We start from the raw sequence: 13968 nt of genomic DNA, 5'->3' as shown, positions 1-13968 counted from the left end.
CTGAGATTAAAGCTTCATGTATGTCCATTAGCTTTATCCATTTATTGCGATAAAAGCTAAGGTAGCCATCAAATGACAGCCAAAATTTCACGACGGGAACTCATTCAAAAAAGCTTATTCGGTTTCGGGGCATTATCCCTCTCCACTGGTTTTACAGGATGTAATGACAGTTCAGACCAGGAAACGGCAACACTTCAGGTGAATTTTGAACATGGTGTGGCAAGTGGTGATCCATTGCAGGATCGCGTGATTTTATGGACACGCCTGACACCGAATGATGCCAGTGCTCGTTTACAGGTGAGTTGGGAAATTGCACTAGACAATCAATTTAAGCAAATCATTAAAACCGATAAAGTCCTTACCTCGGCATCGCAGGATTTTACTGCCAAGGTCGATGTCACGGGTTTAAAACCAGACCAGCGTTATTTCTATCGCTTTATCTTTGGTGACAAGATTTCTCCAGTTGGTCAAACTAAAACCTTACCAACCAGCACCTTAAAAGTCAGTTTTGCGGTATGTTCATGCTCAAATTATCCAGCAGGCTATTTCTATGTGTATCGGGAAATGGCGAAGCAAAATGTCGATGTGGTCATTCATCTAGGTGACTATATTTACGAATATGGCGCAGATGGCTATGCCACAGAAGATGCAGAAAAATTAGGACGAACACTCGCGGCTGATAACAATAAAGAAATTATCAAATTAGATGATTACCGTAAACGTTATGCTTTATACCGCAAAGACAAGGACTTGCAGGCATTACATCATCGTCATCCCTTTATTGTGATTTGGGATGACCATGAATTGGCCAATGACACATGGCGAGATGGGGCAGAGAATCATCAGATCAATGAGGGTTCTTTTATGGAGCGTAAACTGGCAGCTTTACAGGCTTATTTTGAGTGGATGCCAATTCGTCCCATAGATGAACAACATACCAGGATTTATCGCCAGTTTGACTTTGGCAAGCTGGTGCAACTCACTATGCTTGATACTCGGATTATCGCCCGTGATGAGCAGTTGGACTATGCCAACTATATAACAGCGAATGGTTTGGATATTGCAAAGTTTCAGGCAGATTTAACCAATCCAGCACGTACCTTAATGGGTTATAGCCAGCGTGATTGGTTACTTGGAAAACTACAGCAATCCACATCCACATGGAATGTACTGGGGCAGCAGATTTTAATGACAAAAATGCTGATTCCAGCGGAACTATTATTATTACTGGCAGAAATTACTTCAGGCAATCCAACTGCTGACACCTTAAATAAAATGAACACGCAAATTACGGAGCTGGTCACCTTAAAAATGCGCTTAAAGCAAGGTGATCCGAGCTTAACCGACCAGGACAAAGCCCGTGTTCTTAGCGTTGCGCCGTATAATCTGGATGCCTGGGATGGTTATTTTGCAGAGCGTGAAATATTGTATGGCACTTTGGCGCAGTTGAAGAAGAAAGTCGTTGTGCTTGCAGGGGATACCCATAATGCGTGGTCATCCAATTTATATAGTAAGGATGGTGCATTCGTCGGTGTTGAGCTGGCAACCAGTTCGGTATCCTCGCCAGGTCTGGAAAAATATTTAAATATTCCATTGGCCCAGCTACAGCAGTTTGAATTTGCATTTACCACCTTGATTGATGAGTTGAATTATTGCAACTTGAACCAACGAGGTTACCTCACGGTTCAGTTTGATGAAACACAGGTACAGTCACAATGGGTCTATGTAGATTCAATCAAGAAGCCTGAATATAGTGTTGATAAAACCAGACAACATCAGTTGAGTTTGGATATGAATTTATTACCAGTCAAAACAGCGCAACAAGTAGCGTAATCCTGTTTCAGTAGAGGCCAAACCATTGTGTTTGGCTTTTTTTATTTTTATTGCACATATTTTTAGACATAAAAAAACCAGCATTAAGCTGGAATTTTTAGCACCATATTTCATTTGCTGAAAAATGGTGCCCGAGGCCAGACTCGAACTGGCACGCTTTGTGGGCGGGGGATTTTAAATCCCCTGTGTCTACCGATTTCACCACTCGGGCTTTACCAATGGAGGCGGAGGTCGGAATCGAACCGGCGTACACGGAGTTGCAGTCCGCTGCATGACCACTCTGCCACCCCGCCATCTCTTGGTGATGCACATATTAGCAATCTTTAGGAAAAAAACAATAGTGTTTCGGGTGAATATGCACATAAAAACAACATCTAAAAGCATATTGGGCAAATTATCATGTATCATTTGCATACTTATCTGATTAGTAAGCGCTTACTTATACTCACTTGGGAGATACGCTGTGGCATTGGTTTTAGACGGTCGTGCATTGGCAAAACAAATCGAGGCAGATTTGTTGGTACGTGTAGAGGCACTTAAAGCAAAAACGGGGCGTACCCCAATTCTGGCAACCATTCTTGTCGGGGATGATGGTGCATCGGCAACCTATGTGCGTATGAAAGGCAATGCTTGCCATCGTGTGGGAATGGACTCACTTAAAATCGAATTACCGAAAGAGACCACCACAGCGCAACTTCTGGCTGAAATTGAAAAACTCAATGCCAACCCTGATGTGCATGGCATCTTGTTGCAACACCCAGTTCCTGAACAGATTGATGAACGCGCATGTTTTGATGCTATTTCACTGGAAAAAGATGTGGATGGGGTAACTTGCCTTGGTTTTGGTCGTATGGCAATGGGTGAGTCTGCTTATGGTTCAGCGACGCCAGCGGGCATCATGACCATTTTGCAGGAAAACAACATTGAAATCGCAGGTAAACATGCGGTTGTGGTGGGGCGTTCAGCGATTTTAGGTAAACCAATGGCGATGATGCTATTACAGGCCAATGCGACAGTGACGATTTGCCATTCACGTACCCGGAATCTTCCTGAGCTGGTTAAACAGGCAGATATTATTGTCGGCGCAGTCGGTAAGGCTGAATTGATTCAGAAAGACTGGATCAAGCAAGGTGCGGTTGTGGTTGATGCTGGTTTCCATCCTCGTGATGGTGGTGGTGTGGGGGATATCCAGCTTGTTGGTATTGAAGAGGTTGCATCTGCCTATACACCAGTACCAGGCGGTGTTGGTCCTATGACAATTACCACGTTGATTCGTCAGACCGTTGAAGCCGCTGAAAAAGCTTTAGGTTAATCTTTTAGCCCCTCTACTTAGAGGGGCTTTTTCAAGAATTAAAGAAACGATATGAGTTGTACTTTTCAATTTGCCAAAGCGCCTGAGCAATTGCTGAAAGCTTTGCATGAAGTTATTCCAAACACAGATTTATTGGCGCAACAGCTTCCTGAAACGCCAATTTCCTTATGGCTGATTCCCCCTGTATTTCCAACAGATCGTCTAGATGATGAGGTAATTCGCCGTATCTGGAATGAAACGCCATACTGGATTTTTTGCTGGGCATCGGGTTTGGCAATGGCGCAATGGTTATTGGCTGAACCGCATCATGTTAAAGACAAGGTGGTGCTGGATTTTGGGGCTGGTTCAGGCGTGGTGGCGATTGCCGCAAAAATGGCGGGGGCAAAGCGGGTCATCTGCTGTGATATTGATCAGGTCAGTCTGGAATCATGTCGTGAAAATGCCTTGTTAAATAATGTCGAGCTTGAGTATCTGGATGATTTGTACAAGTCAGAACAGGTGGATGTCTTGCTGGCTGCGGATGTGCTTTATGATCAATGTAACCGATTCTTTCTGGATGAGTTTCTAAAATTCGCACCAGAAGTCTGGGTGGCGGATAGTCGCGTTAAAAACTTTAGCCATCCCCAATATATGAAGATTGATGAGCGCAGTGCAACCACCTGGCCTGATCTGGATGAGGCCAAAGAGTTTCGTAATGTCAGTTTTTATAAGACCTTATAATAAGTACACAGTTATAGGGTAAGGTGGTTTCAATCAACCACCTTATTTTTTTTAATTATTATGAACAGGTGTAGCGGACCACTTTCAGTGTTGTTGGGCGTGTTTCCATTGCCTGACGTGTTGCATAGCCCTCACTGTTGTTTAAATCAGGTGAGTTGGATAGACCAAAAGTTGCACGGCTGTTGCCAAGTTGCACCCCATATTGTTCCTGTTTGGTAGGGTTCATAATTTCATTGACGCTGAGTATCGAAATTTTATAGGCTTTTTCCATTCCTAACACCTGTTTACAGGCATGCTGTAGCTTTTTCTCATCAACATCACTGTTGCCACGTGCTGCCAAGGTATAGGCCAGTGTTGCCGAAGTTGCTGTTTTATTTTCAATTTCATAACCTGTCACACCATTGTATTGATGTGGAGTGCTTTGACATGCCGCAACCAGAAGTGTACCGCTCACAATAATCAATAAATTAGTTTTTTTCATATTAGTGGTCCTATTATTTCTAGTCTTAGTATCGCATAAATTGGATTTTGTATTGTGATGAATCTTTAAAACCCACGCTGTTCATCATGATTTGGGTTCAAAATGAGAGAAAGAATTTTCGTTTTCGAACAATTTTGCATATAATCGTCCAAGTTTTTTATTTTTATACACAAGTCATTGCTGTATCGCAGTGTTGAAGCCCATTTTTTAATGGACATTTCATTTATTGCTTTGATACATAAGGCAAGTCTGAGTAGGTATGCCATGATCTCTACAGATAGTCAAAAAAAATATGTGGTTGCATTTGACCAGGGTACAACGAGTTCACGTGCAATCGTGTTGGATCACGATGCAAATGTCATTAGTATCGCTCAGCGTGAATTTACCCAAATCTACCCGCAACCAGGCTGGGTTGAGCATGACCCAATGGAAATCTGGGCAACGCAAAGTGCGGTGTGGGTTGAGGCTTTGGCACAGGCAAGTATCTCAAGTGACCAGATTGCCGGGATTGGTATCACCAACCAGCGTGAAACCACGATTATCTGGGATAAAAAAACGGGCAAACCGATTTATAACGCGATTGTATGGCAGAGCCGCCAAAGCAATGAGATCTGCAACCAGCTCCGTCAGGACGGCTGGGATGAGTATATACGTAAGGTCACTGGGCTGGTGATTGACCCATATTTTTCGGCAACCAAGATCAAGTGGATTCTGGATCATGTTGAGGGAAGTAGAGAGCGGGCAGAACGTGGCGAGCTGTTGTTTGGTACGGTGGATACTTGGCTGATCTGGAAACTCACCAATGGTCAGGCGCATGTGACTGACTATACCAATGCCTCACGTACCATGCTGTTTAATATCGAAACACTGCAATGGGATGATAAACTGCTTGAGGCCTTGAATATCCCAAAAGCCATGTTACCTGAGGTGCGTAGCTCGTCTGAAATATATGGGCATACCCATACCATCAGTGGTCAGGAAATTGGAATTCCAATCGCGGGAATTGCGGGGGATCAGCAGGCGGCTTTGTTCGGTCAAATGTGCGTTGAGGCGGGACAGGCAAAAAATACCTATGGTACAGGCTGTTTTCTGCTGATGAACACAGGTAAACGTATTGTTCAATCTGAACATGGTTTACTAACCACGATTGCATGTGGGCCACGAGGTGAAGTGAACTATGCCCTGGAAGGTGCGGTATTTAATGGCGGTTCATGTGTGCAATGGCTGCGTGATGAATTAAAGGCCATTAACGACTCGCATGACTCGGAATATTATGCAACCAAAGTGAAAGACAGTAATGGCGTTTATGTCGTTCCTGCATTTACGGGGTTGGGTGCGCCATATTGGGACCCAACCGCACGTGGCGCGATTCTGGGAATTACCCGTGGCGTGAGTATTGAGCATATTATCCGTGCAACGCTGGAATCCATCGCTTATCAAACCCGTGATGTGCTGGATGCCATGCAGCAGGACTCGGGTGAGAAGTTACGTACACTCCGTGTAGATGGCGGTGTCACTGCCAATAACTTCCTTATGCAGTTTCAGGCGGATATTTTATCGACTTCGGTTGAACGTCCAGCCATGAAAGAGACCACAGGTATGGGAGCGGCATTTCTGGCAGGTTTAGCCGTTGGCTTCTGGTCTGATCTGAATGAATTGAAGAGCAGAATGACCATTGAGCGAACATTTACACCCGCGTGTAGTCAGGATGAAACCGAAAAACTTTATCAAGGCTGGTTAAAAGCTGTGGGGCGCACACGTGACTGGGCTGAAAATTAAGGTAAAATAACGCCATTCGTAATTTAAAATAACTTAGGATGGATGAGCATGAGCTTGATACTACGCCAACAAAAAACCCTCGAACTGGTGAGAGAGCGTGGCTATATCAGTATTGAAGAGCTTGCTCAATATTTTGATGTTACCCCTCAAACCATCCGTCGTGATATTAATCAGTTGGCGGATGAGGGCTTGCTGCGGCGCTATCATGGTGGAGCCGCGCATGATTCCAGTGTTGAAAATACCGAATATACGATGCGTGTCGGCTATATGCTTGAAGAAAAGCGCAGGATTGCAGAGGCGGTGGCTGCTGCTGTGCCTGATCATGCGTCATTATTCATTAATATTGGAACGACCACGGAATCTATTGCCCATGCCTTACTCAACCATACAGGGCTGAAAATCATTACCAATAACCTGAATGTTGCCAAAATTCTCAGTACCAAGGAGGATTTTGAAGTGCTGATTGCCAGTGGTCGGGTTCGCCCTGATGGTGGTGTGATTGGTCAGGCAACGGCTGATTTCTTTAAGCAGTTTAAGGCGGATTATGCGCTGATTGGAATTAGTGGTATTGAAGAGGATGGCACTTTGCTGGATTTTGACTTTCAGGAAGTGTGTGTGTCACAGGAAATCCTCTCAAGTGCACGTCAGGTTTTCTTGGCGGCGGATAGCAGCAAGTTTGGCCGTAATGCCATGATCCGTCTGGGTTCATTGAAGCAGGTAGATAGTATCTTTACTGATCAGCAACCCAATGAGCAATATCTAAAAACCATTCATGATTTGGGTGTGAATCTGGTTGTTGCTCAATAATTTTTCATTAAATGCTTTGTTTTGTACCTCTTTATTGGTCGAACACAGTTTGTCCCTATGATTAGAAAATTGACCTAAAGCATTTGTCATCTATTTCATAATCAATTTCTTTTTATTCACTTATTAAAAATGCCAATAATTTGGCATTTTTTTGCACAAAATTTATTGTTTATTTTCATTTTATATGTTTAAATTTTCATTATCGAAAAATAATGAAAATTTGCGGTGATCATATGCAAACTTCTCCTCAGTCAAATGACAAAATCTATGACCTTGCTGTTATTGGTGGCGGTATTAACGGTGTTGGTATCGCTGCTGATGCGTCAGGACGTGGTTTATCCGTATTCTTATGTGAAAAAGATGATCTAGCCAGCCATACTTCTTCTGCGAGTAGTAAGCTGATTCATGGTGGCCTACGTTATCTTGAACATAAAGAATTTCGTTTAGTACGTGAAGCACTGGCTGAGCGTGAGGTTTTGTTGGCCAAAGCACCGCATATCATCCGTCCAATGCGTTTTATCATGCCGCATCGACCACATTTGCGTCCAGCATGGCTGATTCGTACAGGCTTGTTCTTTTATGATCATTTGGGCAAACGTGAAAAGCTGCTGGGTTCAAACAATGTTTATTTTAAAGAAGATAGCCCGCTAAACTCTGCCATTACCCGTGGTTTTGAGTATTCAGACTGTGCCGTGGATGACTCTCGTCTGGTGGTTTTAAACGCCATGCATGCCCGTGAGAAAGGGGCCGATGTAGTGACCCGAACCCGTTGTCTTTCTGCACAACGTGATGGGCAATATTGGCTGGTCGATCTGGAAAATGAGCATGGTCAATTCCAGATTAAGGCGAAAGCCTTGGTTAATGCGGCAGGGCCTTGGGTTGCACAATTTATCAAGCAGGATTTACAGCTTAAGTCTCCTTATGGTATCCGCCTGATTCAGGGCAGTCATATTATTGTGCCGAAGCTGTATGAATGTGACAAAGCCTTTATTATGCAGAATGATGACCGCCGTATTGTGTTTGCAATCCCATATCTGGACCAGTACACCATGATTGGCACCACAGACCGTGAATATCAGGGTGATCCAGCACAGGTGAAAATTACCCAGGAGGAGATTGATTATCTGATTGAAGTGAGCAATGCGCATTTCAAGAAACAACTCACTCCACAGGATATTATTTCAACTTTTGCGGGTGTGCGTCCTTTATGTGATGATGAATCGGATAATCCATCAGCCATTACCCGTGACTATACTTTGGCCTTGTCCAAAGGTGAGGAGGGGCAGGCTCCATTACTTTCTGTGTTTGGTGGAAAATTAACGACATACCGTAAACTGGCTGAATCCGCCATGCAGCAGCTCAAGGCATTTTTCCCTGAGATGCAGGGAAGCTGGACTGCGACAGAGGCATTGCCTGGTGGTGAAAATATGCATTCTGTTGAACAGTTGATACAGGAAATCCGTGCACAAATCACAGATGCTCCAGAAGCACTGGCAAAACGCTGGGCTTCATCGTATGGTTCACGGATCTGGAATATACTGGGTGAAACAACATCGGTTGACCAACTCGGAAAACATTTTGGTCAGGGCCTGTATGCCAAAGAAGTAGATTATTTATGTCGCTTTGAATGGGTAACAAGCAGTCAGGATGTGCTGTGGAGACGTTCTAAACTGGGACTCAGCTTCACTCAGAAAGAAACAGAGGCTTTGGATGCCTATCTTACTGTGAAAACTCATGGTAACGAAGCGGCTTAAAGCATTGAAACCCTCTATCTCATTGGTGTAGGGATAGAGGGTCAAAACGATTAGTACTTAAATTTGAATGCGACCGTATAGTTGGCTGGTTCACCATAGAAAGCCTGACCATCGGTAAAGCTATTTAGGTATTTTTTGTCTGTGACATTATCCGCATTGGCCTGAATGGTGAATTGAGGGGTAACTTCGTAGCTTGCCATCAAATTGAGAAGTGCGTAATCACCTTGTCTCAAAGACGTTCCATAGTTTTCATCAAAGCGGCTAATCTTGCCTTGCCATTGCAGACCTGCACCAACTTTAAGTTTTGGAAGTAGTGATGGGTTGTAGGTGGTTAACAGGTTAAAGGTCTGGTTTGGGTTATAGGTTCTAGCCGCACCACCATTTTTCAAATCTCTCAAGCTAAACTGGGTATAGCCAAGCGAAACATTGACCTGATTGGTCAATTGTCCAGCCAGACCAACCTCAACCCCTTGTGAACGTAAATCACTGATTCCCACCTTACGGTTGAGCGGATTGCCATCGGAAGAACGCAGTGGATAATTGTTTTCCTCAGTTCTAAAAACGGCCAATGTTCCTGTTAGCCTATTATCCAGCCAGACACTTTTAAACCCGACTTCATAGCTTTTACCATCAATTGGATCGGCAACTTTTCCTGTTGCTTCATCCACAGAGGTTTGGGGACGGAAAATTGAGGTGTAACTCATATAACCTGTATATTCAGGACTAAAGTTATAGGTAATGCCCGCATAAGGTGAAACCTTGCTTTCATCATAGGCCATTGGCGCATCGTAACTTACACCCTCGCTTTTTGCCTTGACATAGTTCGCGCCTAGTGTGAGTTTTAGCTCATCGGTTAAATGTAAACGTGTTGCTGCATAAATGGACTGGTTGCGTTGGGTATAATCTGCCGTTTTTGCAAAATCTGACCAAGTTACGCTTTTCGGTGTCCAGCTTGCCCAGTTGGTGGTGTATGGCGTGGTATAGGTTACCCCATCGTATACTGATTCCTGAAAGTCGATGTTGCTGTCATGCAGGGTTCCGCTTTTTTCATGGTCGTTCTGATCACTTTTTGAGAATGTATAGCCAATAATCGCTTCATGCTCACGGCCTAATAGGTCAAACTTACCCTGTAGGTTGAAGTCAGCGGTATGTAGTTTATTATTTTCCAGATATCCGCTCGGTGTTAATGAAATGCCTGAACCATCCGTGTTTGGATAGCCATAATAGTAGAGCAGCTGGCTTTGACGGTCTTTTTCATTATAGTTGTAGCTGAGGTTGGCCGACCAGGTGTTGAGGAATTGCTGTTTTAGCTCAATAAATGCATTTTTAGAGGTATTGTCCCAGTAGGCCCAGTCTGGATTTGGATTGTATGAGCGATCAAAACTGAGCTGTTTACCCGATGAATCCATAAGAGGTAGAGCACCCCAGTTATTGGCATTGGGTTTATTTTTTGCTTGGCTGGCACCTACTGTGAGTAATGTTTTATCAGTAAGATCTGCCTCTAAAACACCTGCAATCCCATTCTTTTCCAGAGAATAACGATCTAAATGGGAGTCACCCGTTTGCTGGAAACCTGAAAGTCGTCCACGAACACGGTCATTTGGCAACAGGCTACCTGATACATCCGCCTCATAGCGTTGCGTATTCCATGAACCATAACTGAGGTTGGTGTTTGCCTGAAGTTCTTGGCTTGGACGTTTACGCACATAATTGATGGTTGCACTTGGATCACCAAATGCATTGGTCAGTGCATCCGCACCCTTAATTACTTCAATGCGATCATAGAAAAAACTGTCTGGGTTGGTATCGTTGTAGTTCCATTGACTAGATGGGAAACCGACACCATCAACTAGGATATTGGAGATTTCAAATCCACGCGCCATATAAACAGCACGTTCAGTTTCCACTGAGTTTACGGTTACACCAGGAGTGTTGTTGAGCACATCTCTGGATGAGGTAAGGCCAAAGTCATCCATCTGCTGGCGCGTCACCACATTGATGGTTTGAGGGATTTCCTTGGCTTCGATATTTAACTTGGTGGCGCTGTTGCTATTTTTAATGGTATAGGCTTTGGTTTTTTCAGAATTGTTCTCATCCTGGATAGCCTGAATCTTGATGGTTGGCAACTGGGAGGTTTCATCGGCAGCATGGCTATATGCGCTGATTGAAAGTATCCCAGATATGGCAATAAATAAGGGAGTGCGTTTGGTGAACGGGAATTGGCTCATATAATAACCATATAGATGAGAAGTATTGTTATTACAATTATTATTACTGTTTGCTTATTTTGCAATTTATTTCATCGTTTGGCTTATAGAAAAATTAAAGAATATAAAAACGATTGATAAGAATTTTTAATCGGGGGCGTTGTTTTATGCAGTAATCTCAAAACCCCCCTCAAGAATTAGCCGTTTTAATTCTGATGGACTATAGTCATTTAATAAAGTGGTCATTTGCAGGAAATGTAAGATGGAAAACCTCGTCTGTTATAAACAAATGCCGATTTGGACGCATGACACGATTCCGAGTGGTTTTCAGAAAGCACACAATACCAAGCTGGGGACATGGGCAAGGCTTCATATTTTAAAAGGACAGGTTCAATTTGCCATGCTCAATGAAGCAGGTGAGACGATTTCAGAACACAGCTTTTCCAGGGAACAACAACCGCCATTTATTCCTCCACAGGCATGGCATAAAATTGTCTCTAGTAGTGATGATGTGGCATGCCAACTCAGTTTCTATTGTCAGCCTCAAGATTACTTTAGCAAGAAATATCAATTGACTGCGACACATTCAGAGGTTTTGGCCGCCACGCCTTATCTACATGGAGGAAAAGCCTTGGATGTCGGCTGTGGCAGTGGACGGAATAGTTTATATTTAAGTCAGCAGGGCTTTACCGTCGATGCGTGGGATGTAAATCCGAATAGTATTGAAACACTGAATAAAGTGATTCAGCAGGAGAATATCAGCAATCTTCATACCCAGCTTAGGGATTTAAACCTGAATCGCCACATCTCGCGGCAATATGATTTTATTTGCTGTACGGTGGTGATGATGTTTTTACAACCTGAAACAGTGAAGCAACTGATTACACAGATGCAGCAGGCGACTGAAGTGGGAGGTTTTAATTTAATTGTCTGTGCAATGGACAGTGAGAATTATCCTGTACAACCTGATTTTCCATTTAGTTTTCGGGCGGGGGAATTAAGGGAGGCCTATCAAAGCTGGACATTGATTAAATATAATGAGGATGTAGGTGAGTTGCATCGTGTGGATACGCAAGGGCAGAGGATTAAACAACGCTTTGCCACATTGTTGGCACAGAAATGTTAATGCCTTGATATCTGTTTTGAAATAAGACAAATTATTTTTATGATATAAACCAAAAAAAAGGTCGCCGAAGCGACCTTTTAATGTATCTGAAATATTAAGCAGATTTAACCGCGTTTAATAATTCAGCCTGACGATCTTTAAGTGCCTGAGGTAAGCGGTCACCCAGTTTGGTAAATAACTCAGTGTGGCTTTCAAGTTCCTTGATCCATTGGTCTTTGTCCTGAGTTGTCACTGTGTCGAATTGCTCTTTAGAGAAGTCGATACCTTCCCAGTTTAACTGCTCATAAGCAGGAACTAGGCCGATTGGTGTTTCAGTTGCTTCTGCACGACCTTCACAACGGTCAATGATCCACTCAAGAACACGCATGTTCTGACCGAAACCAGGCCATACGAAGTTGCCTTCAGCGTCACGACGGAACCAGTTTACGTTGAAGATTTTTGGCAGCTTGTTACCAGCAGCTTCAGCTTTCGCACCAACTTCTTTACCTAATTGTAACCAGTGGCCAAAGTAGTCAGCCATGTTGTAGCCAGCAAATGGAAGCATTGCAAATGGGTCACGGCGGACAACACCTTGTTGACCAACTGCCGCAGCAGTGGTTTCAGAACCCATGGTTGCTGCTTTATAAACACCATCCACCCAGTCAAATGCTTCTGATACCAAAGGCACAGTGTCTGCACGGCGACCACCGAAGATGAACGCGGAAATTGGAACACCTGCTGGATTTTCCCAGTCAGCGTCGATAGATGGGCATTGACCAGCAGAAACAGTGAAACGTGAGTTTGGATGTGCTGCTTTTTCGCCCTCAACATATGGCTGACCTTTCCATGTGATCAGGTTTGCTGGGACTTCTTTGGTCAGACCTTCCCACCATACTTCACCATTCTCAGTCACGGCAACGTTGGTATAGATCACGTCTTTATGCATTGTTGCAATACAGTTCGGGTTGGTTTTGGTATTTGTACCTGGTGCAACACCGAAGAAACCAGCCTCTGGGTTGATTGCATATAAGCGACCATCTTCACCTGGTTTAATCCAAGCAATATCGTCACCTACAGTTTCAATCTTCCAGCCTTCATAACCAGCTGGTGGAATCAACATTGCAAAGTTGGTTTTACCACATGCAGACGGGAACGCCGCCGCGATATAATGTTTTTCGCCCTGTGGATTGGTCACGCCTAAAATCAACATGTGTTCAGCCAACCAGCCTTGTTCACGGCCCATGACAGATGCAATACGTAATGCAAGGCATTTTTTACCTAATAGCGCGTTACCGCCGTAACCTGAACCATAAGACCAGATTTCACGGGTTTCTGGATAGTGCACGATATATTTTTCAGGGTTGCAAGGCCATACAACGTCTTTTTGACCATCTTTCAATGGTGCTGCAACAGTGTGTACACATGGGATGAACTCGCCATCTGTGCCCAACACGTCATAAACTGCTTTACCCATACGCGCCATTTTGGTCATGCTAACCGCAACGTAAGGTGAGTCTGTTAATTCAATACCAATGTGGGCAATGTGGCTGCCTAAAGGTCCCATTGAGAATGGAACCACATACATGGTACGGCCTTCCATTGCACCGTCAAATAATCCATTTAATTTTGCACGCATTTCAGCAGGAGCAACCCAGTTGTTGGTTGCGCCAGCATCTTCTTTGTTTTGAGAGCAGATATAAGTGCGATCTTCAACACGAGCAACGTCAGAAGGGTCAGAATTTGCAAGATAAGAACCAGGATGTTTTTCTTGGTTAAGTTTTTGCATGGTGCCGTTAGCGATCATCAAGTCGATCAGACGTTGATATTCTTCTTCGCTGCCGTCACACCATTCGATTTTTGCTGGCTTGGTTAGTTTTGCAATTTCTTCCACCCATGCAATTAGCTTAGGGTGACGAACGAATTCTGGTGCGTTCACTTGGGTCATGGTGATGCCTTTTTAAAGTGTGTAC

General features: G+C 43.8%; 10 protein-coding genes and 2 tRNA genes. 7 read left to right on the top strand and 5 right to left on the bottom strand.

Annotated elements, in window-relative coordinates; all coding sequences use genetic code 11:
* The first annotated feature begins 72 nt into the window (after window positions 1-72).
* A complete protein-coding gene (locus QTA56_RS11425; protein WP_267981068.1) occupies window positions 73-1833 on the top strand; it encodes an alkaline phosphatase D family protein in 1761 nt (586 codons plus the stop codon).
* Between the two features lie 125 nt (window positions 1834-1958).
* On the opposite strand, the gene QTA56_RS11420 is transcribed toward QTA56_RS11425, so the two are convergent.
* Both QTA56_RS11420 and QTA56_RS11415 read right to left on the bottom strand, forming a co-directional pair.
* Window positions 1959-2044 (bottom strand) — tRNA-Leu (locus QTA56_RS11420).
* Window positions 2045-2052: 8 nt separating this feature from the next.
* Window positions 2053-2126, bottom strand: a tRNA-Cys gene (locus QTA56_RS11415).
* A 170-nt stretch (window positions 2127-2296) separates the two neighbouring features.
* Between QTA56_RS11415 and folD the strand changes: the two genes are divergently transcribed.
* Together folD and QTA56_RS11405 are read left to right on the top strand one after the other, a co-directional pair.
* The gene (folD, locus tag QTA56_RS11410; RefSeq protein WP_267981067.1) at window positions 2297-3145 is read left to right on the top strand and encodes a bifunctional methylenetetrahydrofolate dehydrogenase/methenyltetrahydrofolate cyclohydrolase FolD; all 849 of its coding nucleotides are present in this window, start codon (window positions 2297-2299) and stop codon (window positions 3143-3145) included.
* A 51-nt stretch (window positions 3146-3196) separates the two neighbouring features.
* Window positions 3197-3865, top strand: coding sequence for a class I SAM-dependent methyltransferase (locus tag QTA56_RS11405; protein WP_267981066.1), 669 nt, complete (start codon window positions 3197-3199; stop codon window positions 3863-3865).
* A 58-nt stretch (window positions 3866-3923) separates the two neighbouring features.
* Here QTA56_RS11405 and QTA56_RS11400 read toward each other — a convergent pair whose 3' ends face one another.
* A complete protein-coding gene (locus tag QTA56_RS11400) occupies window positions 3924-4346 on the bottom strand; it encodes a hypothetical protein (protein WP_267981065.1) in 423 nt (140 codons plus the stop codon).
* A gap of 264 nt (window positions 4347-4610) precedes the next feature.
* Between QTA56_RS11400 and glpK the strand changes: the two genes are divergently transcribed.
* From glpK to glpD, 3 genes are all read left to right on the top strand, one after another.
* Window positions 4611-6125, top strand: coding sequence for a glycerol kinase GlpK (glpK, locus tag QTA56_RS11395; RefSeq protein WP_267981064.1), 1515 nt, complete (start codon window positions 4611-4613; stop codon window positions 6123-6125).
* A 48-nt stretch (window positions 6126-6173) separates the two neighbouring features.
* Window positions 6174-6932 carry a DeoR/GlpR family DNA-binding transcription regulator gene (locus tag QTA56_RS11390; RefSeq protein ID WP_267981063.1) on the top strand — a complete coding sequence of 253 codons (759 nt, stop codon included), beginning with the start codon at window positions 6174-6176 and terminating at the stop codon, window positions 6930-6932.
* A 233-nt stretch (window positions 6933-7165) separates the two neighbouring features.
* Window positions 7166-8686 carry a glycerol-3-phosphate dehydrogenase gene (glpD, locus tag QTA56_RS11385; RefSeq protein ID WP_267981062.1) on the top strand — a complete coding sequence of 507 codons (1521 nt, stop codon included), beginning with the start codon at window positions 7166-7168 and terminating at the stop codon, window positions 8684-8686.
* Window positions 8687-8736: 50 nt separating this feature from the next.
* On the opposite strand, the gene QTA56_RS11380 is transcribed toward glpD, so the two are convergent.
* Entirely contained in the window at window positions 8737-10914 is a 2178-nt protein-coding gene (locus QTA56_RS11380) for a TonB-dependent siderophore receptor (RefSeq protein WP_267981061.1), read from the bottom strand.
* 241 nt (window positions 10915-11155) lie between these two features.
* Between QTA56_RS11380 and tehB the strand changes: the two genes are divergently transcribed.
* A complete protein-coding gene (tehB, locus tag QTA56_RS11375) occupies window positions 11156-12019 on the top strand; it encodes an SAM-dependent methyltransferase TehB (RefSeq protein WP_267981060.1) in 864 nt (287 codons plus the stop codon).
* A 94-nt stretch (window positions 12020-12113) separates the two neighbouring features.
* On the opposite strand, the gene QTA56_RS11370 is transcribed toward tehB, so the two are convergent.
* The gene (locus tag QTA56_RS11370) at window positions 12114-13943 is read right to left on the bottom strand and encodes a phosphoenolpyruvate carboxykinase (GTP) (RefSeq protein ID WP_267981059.1); all 1830 of its coding nucleotides are present in this window, start codon (window positions 13941-13943) and stop codon (window positions 12114-12116) included.
* Window positions 13944-13968 lie beyond the last annotated feature (25 nt).

It is taken from the genome of Acinetobacter thutiue (assembly GCF_030385805.1).
Taxonomy (GTDB): Bacteria; Pseudomonadota; Gammaproteobacteria; order Pseudomonadales; family Moraxellaceae; genus Acinetobacter; species Acinetobacter corruptisaponis.
The sequence above is the reverse complement of the archived record's forward strand: the minus strand, read 5'-3'. Positions and strand labels throughout refer to the sequence as shown.